This window comes from Rhizobium sp. Root1220 (assembly GCF_001426265.1).
In the GTDB taxonomy this organism is placed as follows: domain Bacteria; phylum Pseudomonadota; class Alphaproteobacteria; order Rhizobiales; family Rhizobiaceae; genus Rhizobium.
The window spans coordinates 369,589-387,890 of the sequence record NZ_LMDG01000034.1 but is presented as its reverse complement, the minus strand read 5'-3'; the positions used below and the strand labels follow the sequence as shown (position 1 = coordinate 387,890).

Annotated in this window: 16 protein-coding genes; 13 read left to right on the top strand and 3 right to left on the bottom strand. The window is 60.6% G+C overall.

Annotated features, from left to right (window positions below; genetic code table 11):
- The first annotated feature begins 52 nt into the window (after positions 1–52).
- Positions 53–979, top strand: a complete 927-nt coding sequence (gene pcaQ, locus ASC90_RS23145) for a pca operon transcription factor PcaQ (RefSeq protein ID WP_056545670.1) — start codon at positions 53–55, stop codon at positions 977–979.
- 50 nt (positions 980–1,029) lie between these two features.
- On the opposite strand, the gene pobA is transcribed toward pcaQ, so the two are convergent.
- On the bottom strand, positions 1,030–2,202 hold the full coding sequence (gene pobA, locus ASC90_RS23140; RefSeq protein WP_056545665.1) for a 4-hydroxybenzoate 3-monooxygenase: 1,173 nt from the start codon (positions 2,200–2,202) through the stop codon (positions 1,030–1,032).
- A gap of 110 nt (positions 2,203–2,312) precedes the next feature.
- On the opposite strand from pobA, the gene ASC90_RS23135 reads away from it, so the two are divergent.
- From ASC90_RS23135 to ASC90_RS23115, 5 genes are all read left to right on the top strand, one after another.
- Positions 2,313–3,191: a helix-turn-helix domain-containing protein gene (locus ASC90_RS23135; protein ID WP_056545663.1), complete on the top strand. Its 879-nt coding sequence runs from the start codon at positions 2,313–2,315 to the stop codon at positions 3,189–3,191.
- 285 nt (positions 3,192–3,476) lie between these two features.
- The gene (locus tag ASC90_RS23130; protein ID WP_056545661.1) at positions 3,477–3,734 is read left to right on the top strand and encodes a YMGG-like glycine zipper-containing protein; all 258 of its coding nucleotides are present in this window, start codon (positions 3,477–3,479) and stop codon (positions 3,732–3,734) included.
- A 399-nt stretch (positions 3,735–4,133) separates the two neighbouring features.
- Entirely contained in the window at positions 4,134–5,681 is a 1,548-nt protein-coding gene (locus ASC90_RS23125; RefSeq protein ID WP_056545655.1) for an AbgT family transporter, read from the top strand.
- Between the two features lie 46 nt (positions 5,682–5,727).
- Positions 5,728–6,939 carry a M20/M25/M40 family metallo-hydrolase gene (locus ASC90_RS23120; RefSeq protein ID WP_056545654.1) on the top strand — a complete coding sequence of 404 codons (1,212 nt, stop codon included), beginning with the start codon at positions 5,728–5,730 and terminating at the stop codon, positions 6,937–6,939.
- A 184-nt stretch (positions 6,940–7,123) separates the two neighbouring features.
- Positions 7,124–8,959: an SLC13 family permease gene (locus ASC90_RS23115; RefSeq protein ID WP_056545653.1), complete on the top strand. Its 1,836-nt coding sequence runs from the start codon at positions 7,124–7,126 to the stop codon at positions 8,957–8,959.
- An 88-nt stretch (positions 8,960–9,047) separates the two neighbouring features.
- Here the strand turns inward: ASC90_RS23115 and ASC90_RS23110 are convergent, their stop codons facing one another.
- Positions 9,048–10,772: a hypothetical protein gene (locus ASC90_RS23110; RefSeq protein WP_056545652.1), complete on the bottom strand. Its 1,725-nt coding sequence runs from the start codon at positions 10,770–10,772 to the stop codon at positions 9,048–9,050.
- 507 nt (positions 10,773–11,279) lie between these two features.
- Between ASC90_RS23110 and ASC90_RS23105 the strand changes: the two genes are divergently transcribed.
- The 7 genes from ASC90_RS23105 to ASC90_RS23075 are packed head-to-tail and all read left to right on the top strand — an operon-like array spanning position 11,280 to position 16,831.
- Positions 11,280–11,810, top strand: coding sequence for a Na+/H+ antiporter subunit E (locus ASC90_RS23105; RefSeq protein ID WP_056545651.1), 531 nt, complete (start codon positions 11,280–11,282; stop codon positions 11,808–11,810).
- Positions 11,803–12,063, top strand: a complete 261-nt coding sequence (locus tag ASC90_RS23100; protein WP_056545650.1) for a monovalent cation/H+ antiporter complex subunit F — start codon at positions 11,803–11,805, stop codon at positions 12,061–12,063. Before ASC90_RS23105 ends, ASC90_RS23100 begins: the two co-directional genes overlap by 8 nt.
- 5 nt (positions 12,064–12,068) lie before the next feature.
- On the top strand, positions 12,069–12,320 hold the full coding sequence (locus tag ASC90_RS23095; protein WP_056545649.1) for a hydrogenase subunit MbhD domain-containing protein: 252 nt from the start codon (positions 12,069–12,071) through the stop codon (positions 12,318–12,320).
- Entirely contained in the window at positions 12,313–12,657 is a 345-nt protein-coding gene (gene mnhG / locus ASC90_RS23090) for a monovalent cation/H(+) antiporter subunit G (RefSeq protein WP_056545648.1), read from the top strand. The genes ASC90_RS23095 and mnhG overlap by 8 nt, the downstream gene beginning before the upstream one ends.
- Complete coding sequence (locus ASC90_RS23085) at positions 12,654–13,352, top strand: Na(+)/H(+) antiporter subunit B (RefSeq protein WP_056545647.1); 699 nt, start codon at positions 12,654–12,656, stop codon at positions 13,350–13,352. The genes mnhG and ASC90_RS23085 overlap by 4 nt, the downstream gene beginning before the upstream one ends.
- A 21-nt stretch (positions 13,353–13,373) precedes the next feature.
- The gene (locus tag ASC90_RS23080; protein ID WP_056545645.1) at positions 13,374–13,742 is read left to right on the top strand and encodes a sodium:proton antiporter; all 369 of its coding nucleotides are present in this window, start codon (positions 13,374–13,376) and stop codon (positions 13,740–13,742) included.
- Positions 13,736–16,831 carry a proton-conducting transporter membrane subunit gene (locus ASC90_RS23075; protein WP_056545644.1) on the top strand — a complete coding sequence of 1,032 codons (3,096 nt, stop codon included), beginning with the start codon at positions 13,736–13,738 and terminating at the stop codon, positions 16,829–16,831. The genes ASC90_RS23080 and ASC90_RS23075 overlap by 7 nt, the downstream gene beginning before the upstream one ends.
- 46 nt (positions 16,832–16,877) lie before the next feature.
- Here ASC90_RS23075 and ASC90_RS23070 read toward each other — a convergent pair whose 3' ends face one another.
- Complete coding sequence (locus ASC90_RS23070; protein WP_056545818.1) at positions 16,878–18,020, bottom strand: alpha/beta fold hydrolase; 1,143 nt, start codon at positions 18,018–18,020, stop codon at positions 16,878–16,880.
- Between the last annotated feature and the right edge of the window lie 282 nt (positions 18,021–18,302).

Genomic DNA, 18,302 nt, shown 5'->3' with positions numbered 1-18,302 from the left:
TAGGTAAAATGATATTTCGTGGCTTTCCGATAACTCCAGAGTTATGTGAACGATGATCGACAACCGCATCAAGTTCCGCCATCTGCAAACCTTTGTCGAGGTTGCGCGCCAGAAAAGCGTGATGAAAGCGGCCGAGCTGCTGCATGTCAGTCAGCCTGCTGTGACCAAAACCATCCGCGAGCTCGAGGAGGTGCTGGGCGTGCAGGTCTTCGAGCGCGATGGCCGTGGCATCAAGATTACCCGCTACGGCGAAGTCTTCCTGAAACATGCGGGCGCGGCACTGACGGCCTTGAGACAAGGTCTCGATTCGGTGACGCAGGAGCGGGTCGGCGATGCGCCGCCGATCCGTATCGGGGCACTCCCGACTGTCTCTACCCGCATCATGCCCCGGGCGATGGAGCTCTTTCTGAAGGAGAATACCTGGAGCCGCATCAAGATCGTCACCGGCGAGAATGCGGTTCTTCTCGAGCAACTGCGTGTCGGCGATCTGGATCTCGTGGTCGGACGTCTGGCGGGTCCGGAGAAGATGACGGGATTTTCCTTCGAGCATCTCTATTCGGAACAGGTCGTCTTCGTCGTTCGCGCCGGTCATCCACTCCTCGAGACAAAGACGTCACTGTTCGCAACGCTCGCCGACTTTACGGTGCTGATGCCGACGCGTGCCTCGATCATCCGACCTTTCGTCGAGAGGCTGCTGATCACCAATGGCGTTGCTAGCCTGCCGAACCAGATCGAGACCGTTTCCGACAGTTTTGGACGCGCTTTCGTCCGCTCCAGCGATGCCGTCTGGATCATCTCGAAAGGCGTCGTTGCCAAGGATGTGGAGGACAAGTTCCTCGATATTCTGCCGATTGATACCAGCGAGACCAAGGGGCCTGTCGGCCTGACGATGCGCAACGACACCATTCCATCGTTACCGCTATCCATCCTCGTGCAGACTATCCGCGAAGCGGCCGGCGAAGTATCCTATAAAACTTAGGTGCTCTCGGAGCTGCACCGGTTTTGCTGCGCAGACGCCGTCTCGGCTTCTCAATACGGCAGGCCGACATAGTTTTCGGCAAGCGCGGTGGAAGCCGCGCGTGAATGGGTGAGATAGTCCAGCTCGGCCTCCTGAATCTTCTGGTCAAAATCGCTTGTATCGGGAAAGCGATGCATGATCGTCGTCATCCACCAGGAAAAGCGTACGGCCTTCCAGACGCGCGACAGCGCACGAGCGGAATAGTCATCGATGCCCGCGCTGGAACGGTCGGTATAAAATTCGATCAGCCCGGAAAAGAGATAGTGGACGTCGCTGGCGGCGAGGTTCAGGCCCTTTGCCCCGGTCGGAGGGACGATATGGGCGGCATCGCCCGCGAGGAACAGTCGCCCAAAACGCATTGGTTCGGCGACGAATGAACGCAGTGGGGCGATCGACTTTTCGAAGGATGGGGCAGTGACCACAGCCTCGGCGTGATGGTCAGGCAGCCGCCGGCGCAACTCATCCCAGAAACGGTCGTCGCTCCAGTCTGCCACCTTTTCGTCCAGCGGGCATTGGATGTAGTAGCGGCTGCGGCTGGCAGAGCGCATGGAACAGAGCGCAAAGCCAAGCGGATGGTTGGCATAGATCAGCTCGTGGCTAACGGGTGGCGTTTCGGCAAGGATGCCGAGCCAGCCGAATGGGTACACCTTCTCGAAGGTTTGCATCGATCTCTCCGAAACAGCTTTCCGGCTTGCGCCATGAAAGCCGTCGCAGCCGGCGATGAAGTCGCAATCGATGCGGTGCGTCGTGCGGTCCTTCTGGTAGGTGACGTAGGGCGTGCTCCGATCGAAATCACAGGGCGTGACGTTGCCCGCTTCATAAATCGTCTTTGCACCGGCGAGTTCGCGTCGGTCCATCAGGTCCCGAGTCAACTCGGTTTGGCCGTACACCATGACGCGCTTGCCGCCAGCCAGTCCAAAGAGATCGATGCGATGGTCGCGACCGTCGAAGGCGAGCGAGAAACCGTCATGGGGCAAACCGTCGGACAGCAAGCGGCTATCGGACTTCGCTTTGCCGAGAAGCCCGACCGTGCCTTCTTCAAGCACGCCGGCTCGAACACGGCCGAGGATGTATTCCTTGCCGACGCGATCCAAAATGAGGTTGTCGATACCAGCTTCCGTCAGCAGCTGGCCGAGCAGTAATCCCGATGGCCCCGAGCCGATGATGGCGACCTTGGTGCGCATATACCCTCCCTTACATATGTGCGGCAAATTGTGTGGGCGGCGAGGCGGGCGGGCAATGGACATTTCATGCCTGAAATTGCACTAATCGAACATCAGGGAAGGTTAGGGCGATGAAGAAATCTGTTCCGACTTATGAACTCTACGGCGAAAGTGCCGGCCGAGAGCGGGATTTCTGGCTGCACTGCGAGACGATTCCATCGCGCAGCCGCCTGCACCATTGGGAGATCCAGCAGCACCGGCATGATGGCTTCTTCCAGATATTGTACATCAGTGCCGGTTCGGGTGATGCGATCTTCGGAAGCGAGCGTCGCGAGATCACGCGACACATGGTCATCACGGTGCCATCGGGCCTGGGCCATGGGTTCCGTTTCTCCCGGGATATAGATGGCTTTGTCATTACGGTGCTGACGTCGCAGCTGAAGACGCTGCCGGGCGGGCGCAGTCCGCTCGGCGCGTGGCTGGCGCATCCGCATTTGACGAAGCTCGACATGGATGATCCCGAAGCGGCATATGTGGCACAGACTCTGTCGCGCCTCGGCTCGGAGTTCGCAAGTCACGCGAGCGGGCGAGCGGACCTGCTGGAAGCCTACGTCACCGTCGCGTTGCAACTGACGATGCGGCTTTCCGGGAGCGGTGTCGAACTCCTCGACGAGACCGGACGACGGATGGAATTGCTGGAAAGCCTGATCCACCGGCATCTCAGATCCCACAAGACCGCCGCGTTCTACGCAAGGGAATTGGGCATCTCGCCGACGCATCTGAGCCGTGTCGTCAGAGCGGTAACCGGACACGGGACACATGAATTGATCGCCGGGAGGTTGACCGAAGAAGCCAAGCGCGAACTGGTCTTCTCCTTCGGCAGCGTACAGGAAATCGGCTACCGGCTCGGCTTTGTCGATCCGGCCTATTTCTCGCGATTCTTCCTGAAGCAGACCGGCGAGACGCCGCGGGCATGGCGAACGGCGGAGCGCGCCAAACTCCGCATGTGATCAGCGGGAGATCTGAAGGCCTTTGACAACTGCTCGGGCCCATCCGCCGCCGCCCGAGCGGGAATAGGAGCGATGTTTCGGAGCCCTGACTTCTCGGTCCGGCTATCGCGTTTTCTCATTTTTGCTCGGTCATCTCCCGCCGGTTGTGCCAAGAGATTTGAACTTAGCGCTTGGTTTTGGGATTCTATGCCGATCACAGACAGTCTTTGCCAACACTATAGTTGAAATGTGGCGGATATAACTGCTGCGACGACCTTCGGATTTGGCGTTACATAGGGGAGAGTAATGAAGACGTTGCTGCTGTGTTCCTTGGCCGGGCTCGCCCTTGCCAGTTGCTCGCCCACTCAACAGGGTGCCGGGATCGGCGCCGCTACCGGTGCAGTCGTGGGTGGTGCTGTGACCAATGATGTCCGTGGCGCGGCCGTGGGTGCTGCCATTGGCGGCGCTTCCGGCGCCGTGATCGGCAACGTCGCTGGTCGTCCAGGACAATGCGAATTCCAGGATCGCAATGGACGACGTTACGTTGCGGCCTGCCCGCGCTGACGGTGACCGACATGCGATCGCAGCGTTCGCGCAAGCGGCGGTACGTCGACGGAGCCTCTCACGGGCTGCCCAACTTCGCCTGGCTTCGGCGATGCCCCTCCTTGATCCTAGAGCTATGTCGAAAAACCGCGGCGCTGGTGGCCAACGAAATCGACGAGATTTGGGACGTCTCCGTCAGCTTATCACGGAATGCGAGTGCTTCAGTCCGGGATGACCGAAGGTAGTGCTCTCGACCACCGTCGATGGTGGAGCAGATGAAGTATGAGCCGATATGAACCGCGCGCCGGGCAATAGGGGTTTTGCCCGTTCGCTGTTCAACCGTTGCCAGTAAAGCGTGCCCATTCAAACCTCGGTATTAATGCCCTGTGGGGAACATTCCGGCTCAATTGGAGGCAAGACATGGCCACTGCCAACGCAGCATCAAAGACCACGATGCAGAGATTTCTCGATGGCGTCGAGAAGGTGGGAAACATGGTTCCCCATCCGGTCGTCATCTTTCTGATTCTCATCGGCATTGTCATCGTTCTGTCTGCCGTGCTCGGGGCTTTTGGAGCCGCCGTTAGCTACGAGCGGATCAACCCCGATACGCATGAGATCGAAAGGGCGTCGACTGAGATCCGCAGTTTGCTCAACATCGAGGGCATCCGCTTCCTGTATTCGTCGCTCATTCCCAATTTCATGAGTTTCACCGCCGTGGGTCTGATGATCGCGGCGATGATCGGCGCGGGCGTCGCCGAGGCATCCGGCCTGGTCACGGCGCTGATCCACAAGCTCGTTATCGTCTCGCCGCGCTGGGCGCTGACCTATATCCTGGCTTTCGTCGGCATTCTCGCAAGCATCGCGGCCGACGCCGGTTATCTGGTGCTGATACCTCTGGCCGGCGTGGCCTATCTCGCAGTCGGGCGGCATCCTCTTGCCGGTCTTGCCCTTGGCTTCGCTGCGGTAGCGGCGGCTTTCACGGTCAACATGCTGATCAAGCCGCTCGACGCCGTCCTTGTCGAGTTCACAAATGATGCGGCGCATCTTGTCGATCCTGCACGGTCGATCGGCCTAGCGTCCAACGTCTGGTTTTCCATCGCGTCGGTGCTGTTCTTGACGGTCGTGATCGCTTTCATCACCGATCGCATCATCGCTCCGCGGCTGGGAGAGTACAATCCTGAAGCGGCCGGAGGCGATGTTCAGAATCAAGGCGCTACGCTCTCCGACAAGGAATCGCGCGGGCTGCGGTTTGCCCTTTACGGGCTTATCGGGCTGCTTGTGGTGTTTCTGCTTCTGACGCTTCCGAGCGGCGCGCCGCTTCGCAATCCAACCACCGGTGAACTCATCGGCAATTCACCGTTTATGAACGGCCTCATCGCGCTCATCATGCTGGTCTTCCTGGTGACGGGATGGGCCTACGGCATCGGCGCCGGCACGATGAAAACGCTGGCTGAGGTGATCGCCGCGATCGAAAATTCGATCAAGAACATGGGCGGCACCATCTTTCTATTTTTCGTCCTCAGTCAGTTCGTGGCCTACTTTACCTATACCAATATCGGCACGGTCATGGCGCTCAGCCTTTCGGGCGTGCTGCAGGCTGCCAATGTAGGCGCTCTGCCGCTGCTGATCGGGTTCATCGTTGTCGTTGCCATCATCGACCTGCTGCTGACAGGAGCGATTGCGAAATGGGCGATTTTCGCTCCAGTCTTCGTGCCGCTCCTGATGAAACTCGGGGTGGAGCCCGAAGCGGTTCTGGCCGCATATCGCGTCGGCGATTCGCCCATGAACGCGATCACTCCGCTCAACGCCTACTTTGCGCTCGTCGTGGGCTTCGCCCAGAAATACGACAAGTCGGCGGGTGTCGGCACAATCGTTTCCCTGATGCTTCCTTATGTCGTGCTGATCTTCGTGCTTTGGACCGGTCTCTTCGCGGTCTGGAAGGCTCTTGGTCTGCCGTGGGGTCTCTGAGGCGACGCCGCGACACGTCTGAACGGTTCAACATGCAAATAATGGGATGGATATCATGAGCAACACCTCTATTCCTCTCGACGTTGCCGCGGCAGAAGAACACCTGATGCGGTTCCTCTCTGTGGAAGGCGTCACTGGACAGGAAAAGAACATCGGCCTTGCCGTTAGCGACGCGTTGAAGAAAATCGGAGTGCCGGCGGAAGCGATACGCTTCGACGACGTCAACAAGCGGATTCCGCTGCCGACGGAAACGGGCAATCTGATCGTGGATATCCCTGGTACACGGCCGGGGCCGAGGCTGCTCTTCTCCACACACCTGGATACCGTGCCGCTCTGCGCCGGCGCCAAGCCGCGGCGGGATGGCGACCGTATCGTGTCAGACGGCACTACAGCGCTCGGCGGCGACGCGCGTACCGGCGTCGCGCTCCTCGTGGTGGTCGCCGAAACATTGATCAAGCACAAGCTGCCGCATCCGCCGATCACACTGCTGTTTACCGTGCGCGAGGAGAGCGGGCTGCACGGAGCAAGAGAACTCAATCCGGCCGATCTCAACGGTGCCGTCATGTGTATCAATGTCGATGGCCAGCTTGCTTCGGACCTCATCGTCGGGGCGGTCGGGCAGGAGAATTGGGAGGTCGAGATCACGGGCCGGGCGTCGCATGCGGGCGTTGCACCGGAAAAGGGAATTTCCGCGACGCTGGTCGGTGCCATGGCGCTGACCGAGGCGAAGCGCAACGGCTGGTTCGGCAAGGTTGTCAAACCGGATGGCCGGGGCACCAGCAACGTCGGCATCTTCGGTGGCAAGGACAACAAGCCGGCCGGTGATGCCACCAATGTCGTCACGGACTACGCATACATCAAAGGCGAGGCGCGTAGCCCGGAGGCGACATTCGCGACGAAAATCGCGAACGGTTACAAGGAAGCCTTCGCCACGGCGCAGGGCGAGGTGACGACCGACGAGGGCGACAAGGCCCTGGTCAAATTCAGCCACGTCGCGTCTTATCCGCCATTCGAACTGGGCAAGGACACGCCGATCGTGAAGCGCGCCACCAAGGCGCTGGGGATACTCGGCATCGAGCCGGTCTACGTATTCTCGAATGGCGGCCTCGATGCCAATTGGCTCGACAAGCATGGTGTCCCCACCATTACAATCGGTGCGGGACAGGCTGAGATTCATACGATCAAGGAATATGTGAACCTGAAGGAATACGAAAAAGGCTGCCGTCTGGGCATCCTGATGGCGACGATGGACGACTAGCTGCCGTTTCGGCCTAGCTCGGGTGGACCGGGGGGTGCCTCGTAGGCCAAACGCCGAGGTGCGTGCGATCGGGGCGCTTCGGTGGCGGATGCGGGTGGTTGGCTGAAGACGAGCCCCGGACCGCGGGTTTGGCGACGCTGCAAGGTTTTGATGGTCCGACCGGACCAAACGAGGAGCTGAACGTTTGAGTCCGATAGCATACACAGCCACCATCATTGCAGTTGTTGTCGTACTGTTCGTCTGGAACAAATTGCCCGTCGTCTTCGTGGCGATGCTGACCGCCCTTGCACTGTGGGCGACTGGTGTCCTCACGCTCGGACAATCGCTCGGTGGTTTCGGCGACCCGGCCGTCATCTTCATCGCATCGCTCTTCGTGGTCAGCTCGGGACTCGAGGTCACCGGCGTGACAGCCTGGGCCGGTCAGCTGCTGATCCGCGGCGCCGGCGAAGAAAGTCGCACGCGCCTTCTCATTCTGACGATGGCGCTCGTTTCACTTCTCACGGCGCTCATTAGCGTCAACGGCGCCGTCGCCGCCCTTTTGCCAGTCGTGGTCGTCATCGCCGTACGTCTCAGGCGGAATTCGTCGCAACTGCTTATGCCGCTGGTCTTTGCGGCCCACGCAGGCTCCCTGCTTGCGCTCACGGGAACGCCCGTAAACGTGCTGGTGTCGGAAGCCGGCATCGATGCCGGGGTCGGTGGTTTCGGTTTCTTCGAGTTCGCGCTTGTAGGCGTGCCGCTGCTCGCAGGAACAATGGCGATCATCGTCCTGTTCGGAAAGCAGCTCCTACCCGAGCGCAATGGTGCGACCATGCCTGCCGATTTCAGCCAGCACGCCAAGACGCTGGTCGAGCAGTACGGCCTCGCGAATGGAATCTACCAGATGCGCGTTCGCGCAAGCTCGCCTTTCGTGGGCGCGTCATCGTCGGGAATTGATCTTTCGTCCTTTTCCGGGCTGCAACTCGTTGCCATTCAGGAGGGAGAAACGGCCGGACCGCTCCGCAGGCCCTTGCTGGCCGAGGGAGATCATCTCCTCGTGCGCGGCGATGCCGAAGCCGCAGCTGCATTTTCCACGAAGATGCATCTCGCCTTTCGCGACGAGAATGCCGCAGGCCAGGGGCAGGAGACACTTTTCAACCGCAGTTCGGGCTTGGCTGAAGTCGTTATTCCGCCGCGCTCCAAGCTCATCGGCCAAAGTGTTTTCCCGGGCATGGTCACGGACAGTGGCGACCTGATCATTCTGGCGGTACAGCGCGCTGGAGAGGCAATTGCTGCCGGCAGCGCGACCAAGGATGCCGGCGGCGTCGTCCTACAGGCAGGCGATACCATGCTTCTGCAGGGGACATGGAAGGCGCTCGACGTGCACTTGGATGATCCCGACGTGCTCGTGGTCAATTCGCCGGAACTGGTCCGCCGCCAGGCCGTTCCGATGGGGCCGGGCGCGCGCCAGGCCGTCGTCATCCTGATTGCAATGGTTCTGCTTCTCGCCACGGGCTTAGTGCCGCCCGCCGTTGCCGGTTTGCTCGCGGCCGGTGCGATCATCCTGTCAGGGATCATGAGTGTCGAACAAGCCTACCGCGCCATCGGCTGGACGACGGTCATTCTTGTCGGCGCAATGATGCCGCTTTCCACGGCAATGGTGGAAACGGGAGCAGCCAAGCTGATGGCGGAGCATCTGGTGAATCTCGTCGGCGATGCCGGCCCGCTCGCCTTGCTCGCCGGCTTGTTCATTCTGACCGCAGTCATGGGACAGCTGATCAGCAACACCGCAACAGCCCTGATCGTCATCCCGATCGGCGTGGCCGCAGCGACGGCGATGGGTATTTCTCCGCGCCCGGTGCTGATGAGTACAGCAGTGGCTGCCGCCGGAGCGTTCCTGACACCAATAGCAACGCCGACGAACCTGATGGTGATGGGGCCGGGTGGCTATGCCTTCACGGATTACTGGAAGCTCGGACTGCCTCTCCTGATCTGGTTTTTCGTCGTCTCGGTGTTCATCGTCCCTCTGATCTGGCGCTTCTGACATCAGTTCGGTGCTGCCGAATTCGGCGGACTGAGTCGGGCTCTCTAAGCCGGAGGCCGGTGGCTCGGGTCACCGGAGACCTGCCCGCTTAGTGCGACTTGATCAGCCCCGAGAACCCGGCCACAGCCAGCAGGCTCAGCGCCCAGCCGATCACCGATTGGAAAAAGTAGTATTTCAAGGTGAAAGTGCCATTGGGCTTGAGCGAGTCTGGCCGCCAGTATTCCTTCTGCCCGATCGATGCCACCGGCAGGAGGACGTCGAGAGAGTACATCAACGGATTGAACTCGGGGTAGCTGGCAGCTTCCGGCTGGTTGCGAAAACACGTGAGCTGGTTCTCTCCGGCATCGGCGCGTCCGTCCAACGCCTGTCCGCTGGACGGCATAAAGCGGCTCTCTGTCCGTTCGAGATCACACATCGTCCATTCGGCGGAGCGCAGCACGACCGGGCTGTTCGGTTTCATCGCGCCCGTGTTATAGGCAACAGCAAAGACAACTGTCCCGACCGCCCAGAAAAGGATAAGCCAGACCAATGCCAGCAATGGCTGTCGCCCATAGCGCAGGGTTACGGCGAGAATGGCATCCATGATCGACAGTGTGACGCGTAGCGCCGGGTTCTTGGCGCGCGCTCGGCGGGCACGCCGTTGCAGCCTCTCCTTGGTGATCAGGACGGCACGGGCATCCTCATCGTGGCCCATCTCTCGCAGCACCGCCGAGAGATGTTCGTAAGGCTGCGGCCAGAAATCCGCCTTCCATCGATCCGGGGTCTGTCTTGATAGCCAGTCGAGCCGGCTTTCAGCGTCAACGGGTCCGCCGATGAAGGCACCGTACTGGCAACGGTTCAGCAGCAGATCACCTTTCTGCGGCCAGCTTGTCTGTTCGTCGTCGATCGCCCCCATCGTTGTGGCGGTCAGGTCGAGCGTGCCGACGACCGACGCGTTCTGGCGCAGGAAGAAGGCGCCAACGATCGTGGTGCGGTTGAGCCTCAGCGCATAGCCACCGGGCTGCGAGAGCGATGCTGACGTGCAGTCGATGTCGCCGCCGAAGCGGGCGCCCATTGCGCGGACCTCGCCGGTGATGGTTGCTCCCCTCAAGGCCAGGTCGCCCGCTGCGACGATTGCATCGCCGTTCAACGCCACTTCGCCCGGACGTTCTATACGGGCCCCGACTGCGTTGACGTCGCCACCGAGTCGAACCGCAGAAAGATCGATGCCGCCGCGCACATCCGCGCCGCGCAAGAGAACACCGCCTCGGGCCTCCAACCCGTCGGCATCAATCGCAAGCCCGCCGGGTGAAGCGATGGACACCCCATCCGCCTCGATGCTCCCCCCTATGCGTGCACCGGGAAGCCGGATTTCGCCGGTTACCGTTGCGCCCCGCAGGGAGAGACAGCCCCGCGCTTCGAGCCGGTCAGCTGGCAATCCGGGTAGGGACGAGCCATCGAGGAACAAATTGTCGATGATGGCAGAACGCAGCACCGGCGAAGCTTCGAAGTGGCAGTCCTTGAGGCCGATATCGCGGGGAATTCGGCATCCCTCCAGGTCGAGGATGCCGGTGATCCATGCTCCGCTCAGCCTCAGTCCCTTTTCGTGAGAACGGTGGCCCTCGCTTCCAAGGATAAGCAGGCGCAGGAGGTCCGCGCGCACAGTTCTTTCCGGGTCTTCCTGTTGTGGCCGCAAGCCGTCGCCCAACCTGTCGAAATCGCCGAGTTGCAGATGCGCAACGATCTTGGCTTCGGCGGTGCTAAGAGGGTGGAAACCGGCAATTGTTGAGGCGACGGGCACGGCGGATCCAGTCGGCGGCGCTTTCTCGTTCATGGCCCCGACGTCCTTTCGGTCCTCGTTTCGGGTGTTTGCGGTGTGGTCACTTCCCGTGTGCTCGCCGGCGATTCCTGCAATGGCCGGCGGGCTTTCAGGACGGGTCTGCTCATGCGATGATTTCCTCCGTCACCCTTAGCAACCGCCTTATCGCGAGCTTGCCCCTCGACAATACCGGCTCGACGATGCGCAATTCGAGCGCTGCAAATGTTCAGTACTCTGTTAGCTTGTGAGTGATTGATTTCCCCGTTTTAAGGACGGGTCAAGAGCGGTCGCCGCCGACAAGGCCCTTGGGCGCCGAAAAGCGCGGTAGCTTCACGGCATATCGGACCAGAAGCAAAGTTTCTGGACTGAGAGCCGATCACAGCGCGATGCAGGCGATGCTAAGCTGTTGACACGCCGTGGTCCAGCCATCGGATTGAGGCCGATCGGAGGGGTACGTGAGTTGGGTTTTCCTGCCGTGAGTGCGCGCTACCATTCCTTCACCACCTGCTGAAAGCCTGCGCGATGACAGAAGACAAGGGAACGACGCAACGCCGGGTATCGGGATTGCCACAAAGCCTGTTTCTTCTCTGGGGATTTCTGTTCGCCGTCTGGCTCGTGATCAATTCCTCGGTGGAACTGCCGATCACCTCAACGGGCGCCGTGGTGTCATTGGTCGTGGCAGCGATTTTCGTACGCCGCGGCGATGTCTGGCGGATCGGCTTGACCCCACGCAAGCTCTTTCATTTTCTTGCCTATACCGGTGTCTTCCTGGTGGAGTTGGTGAAAGCGAACATCAACATGCTGCGCTACGTCTACGCGCCGCGCATCGATATCCGGCCGGGCATCGTAAAGGTCAGGATGCCGCTCAAGTCGCCGATCGGACGACTGGCTCTCGCCAACTCGATTGCGCTGACGCCAGGCTCGCTGGTGATGGATCTCAAGGGGGACGCGCTGTTCATTCATTGGCTCGATGTAAAGACCACCGATCCGGAGGAGGCGACCCAAATCATCGTCGGGCCTTTCGAAAAGCATCTGGGAGCGGTTTTTGGCTGAAGTCATCCTGCAGATCGCTGTCGTCCTGATTTTCTTCAGCATCGTCTTCGGCGTGCTGCGGCTGGCGATTGGACCGACGGCGATTGACCGGGTGGTTGCCATCGACATGCTGACCGTCGTCACGATCTCCCTGATCGCAATCTACGCCCATATATCGGGGCGCTTCGTCTATCTCGACGTTGCTCTTGTCTACGGGTTGCTGAGTTTCCTGGCTGTCCTCGCCATTGCCCGCTTTCTCGAAAAGGGGCCTTAGCCATCATGCTCGAAATGCTGATCCTTTTGGTTTGCGGCAGCATTCTGGTGAGCGGTGTGTTGGCCGTCGTGCTCAGCAACCTCATGGCGGCAATGGTCAGTGCCGGGCTGGCGAGTTTGTTTGCGGCAGCGTCCTACGTTCTTCTGGCAGCGCCTGATGTCGCCATGGCCGAGGCTGCTATCGGCTCGGGCCTGGCAACGTTGATTTTCCTCTATGCGATCCGCAAGACCAGAGGCGGAGGACATGCGGATGAGTGAGCTGATCGGCAGTCTGGTCATCCTTGTCGGCGCGTTCTTCCTGTTTTCCGCAGGTGTCGGCCTGTTGCGCATGCCTGATGTCTTTACGCGCATCCAGGCGGGGACGAAGGCCTCGACGCTCGGCAACATCCTCGTTCTTGCCGGGCTCGGCATCTATCATCCGGACTGGTCTCTCAAGTTGCTGATCATCGCGTATTTCGTGCTGATGACCAATCCGCTGTCGTCGCATGCGCTGTCACGCGCCGCCCACGCGATCCGCACGCCGATGGCCGCAACGACCGCCGTCGACGCTCTGAGGGACGAGGAGGATGACGTCGCCGAGGGGAGGTCTTCATGAGGCGCGTGTTCAGCCTGCTTGCGGTTCTGACGTTCGCGGTGATCTTCGGCGGGATTGCGGGTGGTTACGACGAGCGCCAGACACTGTCGGGCCTGGCTTTGCATTATCTGACGCAGGTTCCGGCCGATCTCGGCGCACCCAATGTCGTGACCGGGATCCTGATCTCGTTTCGCGGCTTCGATACGCTGGGGGAGGTGGCGGTGCTGTTCATGGTGGCGGCCAGCGTCGGACTGCTGCTGGCAAGCGAGCCGGGTGAAAAAACGCTGCCCCGGCTTGCCGCAGGTGGTACGCGGCACGCGCCGAGCGAGCTGGTGCGCAATGGCGCGGAGGTGGTGCTTCCGCTGATCTTCCTGTTCGGCGCCTATGTGATCATGAACGGCCACCTGTCGGCGGGCGGCGGCTTCCAGGGGGGAGCGGTGGTTGCCTCCGGTGTCATGCTCCTGATGCTCGCCTATCCGTCCGGGCCTATCCACCATGGTTTCCTCAGCATCACCGAGTCGCTCGCAGGCGTGTTTTATGTGTCTCTTGGCATCCTGGGCATGGTCGTTGCCGGTGGCTTCCTCGACAGCCACATTCTGCCGCGAGGCAATTTCGGGACGCTCTTCAGTGCCGGGGCCATCCCGCTGATATCAGCCCTGCTCGGCATCAAGGTAGGGGCGGAATTGAGTGTGATTATCGACCGGTTCCGCAGCTGAACCGGAGGGACGAGGAGCGCCATGGGACTGCCGGTATCGCAGATACTTCTCACCACAGGATTTCTTCTGGTGCTGATCGGCTTCTGGGGGATGCTGCGACACCGCAACATCCTGCGGATCATCATCGGCTTTTCCCTCATCGATACCGGCATGCATATCGTTCTGGTGGCCACCGGCTACATAACCGGGGGCACGGCGCCAATCATCGATGACGCGCTGGGCACTGCGGATGCGGCAACGCGCGCGGTAGATCCCATTCCCGCAGCGCTGGTGGTGACTGCAATCGTCATCGGTTTCTCGGTGACTGCGATCATGCTGGCCTTCGCGATCCGGCTCCATGCAGTGAGGAGAACCCTTTCGATCGACGCACTGACGGAGTCTAAATGGTAGATGGTCTTCTCCAGCCGCTGAACATATTCCTGCTCGGTCTCGGCGGCGGGTTTCTCATTCCGCTGCTTTACCGCATCGCCAAGCCCTTGCCGGCGGTGGGGTTCATTGTTGCGCTTCTGGGGATGACTGCCATTTCTTGCGTCTGTCTTTGGAAGGTTCACAACGGTGGGTCGACCATCGAGGTCCTGACTGCGGGCAGTGCGCCGCCCTTCTCTATCAACTTGCGGTTTGGCCCCTGGGAGGGCTTTTTCTCTGCCTGTGTCAACATCGTCGCAGTGCTTGGCGCCTGGCATCTGTGGGGGCGCCTGCGTTCAAGCTATGCCGCCCTGCTGCTCTACCTGATCCTGATCATGGGCATCAACGGCATGGTGATGACCCGCGATCTGTTCAACCAGTTCGTGTTCCTGGAAATCATGTCGATCGGCACCTATGGGCTGCTCGGGCTCGAGCGAACGCCGGCGGCGCTTGCGGCAAGCTTCAAATACATCATGGCGACGGTGCTCGCCTCGTCCTTTTTCCTGCTCGGGGCGGGCCTCCTTTACCATGTGACAGGCACGCTCAATATCGACGGCATGATAACGAACCGGGCCATGATCACTGGACCAATCGGTGTGACGGCACTGTTGTTCGTGCTGTCCTGCCTGGTCCTCGAGTTGAAGCCGTTCCCGGCAAACGGGTGGGGCCTCGACGTCTACGAGACGGCGAACAGCGGCATAGCAGCGCTCGTCTCGGTGGGTGTCTCGGCCGGTGTTTTCTTTGCCCTCCTGAAGTTGCTGCCGCTTTTCGAAGACCACCTCGGTATCCTGGCGGTCTCGGGCGGGATCACATTCCTGTTTTCCAACCTTGTCGGCTTGAGGCAGACGAGCGTGCAGCGGATGCTAGGCTATTCCTCGATCGCCCAGATGGGGCTTCTGACGCTTGCGCTTGCACTGCTGCATCAGCTGGACGCCGTGCAGGCGCTGCCGCTGGTCGTCGGCGGGCTCTTCGTCAACCATCTCCTGGCCAAGGCTGGTCTGTTCTGGCTCGCCGGGATCGTCCAGCGCCGTGATATCGATGGTTGGTCCGATATCGCACGCAATCCTCTCCTGCTCACGATTCTTGCGGTGTTCCTCGTTGCGATTTCAGGGCTGCCTCCCTTCCCAGGCTTCTGGGCGAAATGGGAGCTTGTCATGCAGGCCGCGGCAGGCGAGCGATACGTCTGGATCGCGGTCATTCTGGTCGGGTCTCTGCTTGAGGCAGCCTATATGTTCCGCTGGTTCAAGCATGCCACCCGTCCGCTGACGGGGGAAGCGGAAGTCAAACCGCAAGCGGGCAGGCTCGGGCCGGTGGCCGCGTGCGCCGCCCTGCTGTTTGCAAGCGGCTGCGGCGCGGCCACCCTTGCCGGAGCGGCCTCGCTGTTGCTTGCCGCACCGCTCGTCGTCGGAATGGCGCTCTGCCTTCTCGATTGGCTTCCCGGCCGGATCAAGTGCGTGCTTATGCTGGTGGCGGTGCTGGTTGTCGGTCTGTGGATCGCGCACGACATCGACGGTTTGCGCCGGCTGTTTGCCATGCTGTTGCTCGCTGGCGGGCTGGTCGTTGCTTTCGCGAGCCTCTATCGAACTGATCCTCGGCGCGGTTTCTATCCGATGATGGCAATCCTGCTGCTGTCGATTACCAGCCTGCTGCGCGCGTCGACCAGCCTAGAATTCTTCTTTCACTGGGAGATCGTTACACTTTCCTCGTATTTCCTGATCGCCCAACGACGCGATGCCCACCCCTATGTGTTGCAGTTCCTGCTGTTCTCGCTGGTGTCGGCCTTCTGCCTGCTCGCAGGCTTTGGTATCGCAGCCAGCGCCAACGGTACGACAGCACTCGCGGCTTTCGCGACGGCCGGCCCGGCTGCTGCTCCGGCCTTCATGTTCCTGGCGATCGGTTTTCTGATCAAGGCCGGTGCCGTTGGCGTTCATGTCTGGCTGCCGGGGGCCTACGCCGAGGCGGATGACGATCTGTCGGCAATGCTGTCGGCCGTTGTCAGCAAGGTCGCGGTCTTCGGGCTGTTCATGGTCACCTATCTCGCCATTCGCTCCGAGGTCGGGCTCGAGATGGCGCATGTGATGGGCTGGATCGGCCTGTTGACGACGATTGCCGGCGCTCTGATGGCGTTTCAGCAGAGCGACATCAAGCGCATGCTCGGCTATTCCAGCATGAGCCAGATCGGCTACATCATCACCGCGATCGCGCTGATGAGCCATCTCGGCTGGGTCACGGCGTTTTACCTGGTCGCCAACCATCTGATGGTCAAGGGCATCCTGTTCCTCGCCGCTGCTGCCGTCATCCTGCGAACCGGCACCCGTTTGTTCGATCAGACCGGCGGTCTGGCCGGTAAAATGCCGCTCACTTTTGCCGCTGTGGCAATTGCCCTCATCTCGATGTCCGGGCTGCCGCCGCTTGCCGGTTTTGGCGGTAAATGGCTGCTGTTGAGCGCGATGGTCGACCGGGGCTGGTATGGCCTTGCCATCGTCGGCATTCTGGCGACCTTTATCGGTTTCCTCTACATGTTTCGCTTCGGCTATTCGATCTTTTTGGGACCGAGAAAGCCTGCGCACGCCGACGTTCGCGAGGCGCCCTTGCCTCTGCTCGTCTCGCAGTTCGTTCTGGTCCTGGCCATTTTCGTGCTGTCCTTCTTCCCCAAGCTGTTGATGGATCGGGTGTCGGCTGCGATCGATCCGTATTTCGCGTCGACGCTGGTTTGGGAGGGCATGTCGCTCGAGACCATCTACGGCTATTGGAACCCCATACCTGTCATGGCTGCGAGCGTGGCGGCCGCGGCTGCGTTGTTCGGCGTGTTCTTGCTGATCTACCGGACCGGAAGAGGTCGCACAATTCCGGTGAGCACGGCGCACTTCTACGGCTTCTATCGGGCAATCTTCGCCCCTCTGGTGACCCCGCTCGCCAACCTCCTTTGGGATGGTGTTTGCGGCCTGACGATTGGTGCAGCCGGACTGGTGCGTCAAATCTACACCGGCAATGGCCAGACATACGCGCTGCACGTGCTGTACTATGTCATTGCGATATACCTGCTCGGCACCTGGCGTCTTCTGGCCGGCTGACGCAGGCGCGAGGCACCAGCCACGTTTAGGCCAAGCCCGAGGTCGGCTATTGCCCGGCGGTGGCTTGCGCAATCCCGCCGATAATGCGGCTCGGAAGAAAGATCACCAGCGACGCAGCGCCTTCGATCACCGACGCGCCGTCTGCGAGCATCGTCTGACCGGCCGTACCCTGGTCGTCTCGAAGCACGCTTCTCATAAGGGCATCGTTGTTCACGACATCCATCAAGGTGGGTGAACTGGCAAAAACGCTGTGCCTGCCGCCGTCTACGTCAGAGACATCGATAACGGCGATTTCTCGCTCCTGGAGCATGGCGATGTCCGAGCCGCTGCCGACCCGCGGATGGCCGCCGGCCAGGCGTCGGGAAAAGCCGAGCGCGCGATCGCGTCGCGAAACAACGATCGTAAACGGTCGCGGGATGTCACCGATGTCATCGAGTTGACTTTGAAACACGTCGACATCGATGTCAGGCGCGGCAAGCACCACGCCTCCCAACCGATTGAGCGTATTCGTCCGCCCCCTGAGCGCTAGGTCCCGCAGGGCTTCGGTGACGACATAGGCACCCATGGAATGGCCGACTAACACGATTCTCTTTGCATTGGTCTGCGCGGCGATTTCGATCGTCTCTGCAAGTCCCCGCCGACCGACGAGGGCGCTGTCGCGGTCGAAGACGTACAGCGGGAGTGCCGCTCCGGACGGCCAGGCATAGTGCAGCGAGACCGATTTGATATTGTAGTCGTACGTGATCTGAGCGTTGCGGAAGACGCTGTCGGCGAAGTTGTTGTTGTATCCGTGGACGAAGATGAAGATTTCGCGGTTCTCTGGCGCGCGTTGGGCAAGAGCGGCGTTCAGTTGCCTGATAAACTCCTGACGCTGTTCGATCGGCTGGAAGGTTCTTGCCGAAAAGTGCCGGCTGGGATCTGGAACGCGACCGCTTTTCTCGACGCGTCCGGGCACGTGGTTTTGGGGAATTCCGATATCGAGCTTTGCGAAGTTCAACGTCTTTGAACGCTCGGCCGAATAGGGCAGCGAAAGGTTGTCGGATCTTGCCCGGGTGGTGGCGACGTAGATCGGGACGATTGCTTGAGGCTGCGCCGCCGATGATGAGGCCACGGGAAGGCCGAGCACCGCCCGGGGTCCACCGCAGCCACCGAGTGCCAACAGCACCAGCATAATAAAACACAAACGCATCGTCGGCACAGCGCTGTTCAATTTCCCGGCAAGATCTTCAAATCTTGTGAACAGCAAAGCGCCTCGCAGACAATCGGTTCGGACCGCTTTCACCCGGGTTGCACGCATTCGGCGAAGCATCCAAGTTCTAAGCCATCCGCGGCCGATGCGGAAGACGAATTCCGGGTGTGCTTGCTGTATCTGGTGGCTTCGTGTTGTTCAGGCGACAGATATACGTCGCCTCAATCCTGCCTGAAGAGACGTCTTCTCCGACGCCTGCGACCAAATCTGGACGTCAGGCCT

Excerpts from the sequence above, each read along its gene's own strand:
- ASC90_RS23120 (WP_056545654.1), top strand. The coding sequence starts at position 5,728 with ATGGATATCATGAGCAACACCTCTATTCCTCTCGACGTTGCCGCGGCA.
- pcaQ (WP_056545670.1), top strand. The coding sequence starts at position 53 with ATGATCGACAACCGCATCAAGTTCCGCCATCTGCAAACCTTTGTCGAG.
- ASC90_RS23110 (WP_056545652.1), bottom strand. The coding sequence starts at position 10,772 with ATGAACGAGAAAGCGCCGCCGACTGGATCCGCCGTGCCCGTCGCCTCA.
- ASC90_RS23085 (WP_056545647.1), top strand. The coding sequence starts at position 12,654 with ATGAGGCGCGTGTTCAGCCTGCTTGCGGTTCTGACGTTCGCGGTGATC.
- ASC90_RS23130 (WP_056545661.1), top strand. The coding sequence starts at position 3,477 with ATGAAGACGTTGCTGCTGTGTTCCTTGGCCGGGCTCGCCCTTGCCAGT.
- ASC90_RS23125 (WP_056545655.1), top strand. The coding sequence starts at position 4,134 with ATGGCCACTGCCAACGCAGCATCAAAGACCACGATGCAGAGATTTCTC.
- ASC90_RS23070 (WP_056545818.1), bottom strand. The coding sequence starts at position 18,020 with ATGCGTTTGTGTTTTATTATGCTGGTGCTGTTGGCACTCGGTGGCTGC.
- mnhG (WP_056545648.1), top strand. The coding sequence starts at position 12,313 with ATGAGTGAGCTGATCGGCAGTCTGGTCATCCTTGTCGGCGCGTTCTTC.
- ASC90_RS23095 (WP_056545649.1), top strand. The coding sequence starts at position 12,069 with ATGCTCGAAATGCTGATCCTTTTGGTTTGCGGCAGCATTCTGGTGAGC.
- pobA (WP_056545665.1), bottom strand. The coding sequence starts at position 2,202 with ATGCGCACCAAGGTCGCCATCATCGGCTCGGGGCCATCGGGATTACTG.
- ASC90_RS23135 (WP_056545663.1), top strand. The coding sequence starts at position 2,313 with ATGAAGAAATCTGTTCCGACTTATGAACTCTACGGCGAAAGTGCCGGC.
- ASC90_RS23075 (WP_056545644.1), top strand. The coding sequence starts at position 13,736 with ATGGTAGATGGTCTTCTCCAGCCGCTGAACATATTCCTGCTCGGTCTC.
- ASC90_RS23080 (WP_056545645.1), top strand. The coding sequence starts at position 13,374 with ATGGGACTGCCGGTATCGCAGATACTTCTCACCACAGGATTTCTTCTG.
- ASC90_RS23105 (WP_056545651.1), top strand. The coding sequence starts at position 11,280 with ATGACAGAAGACAAGGGAACGACGCAACGCCGGGTATCGGGATTGCCA.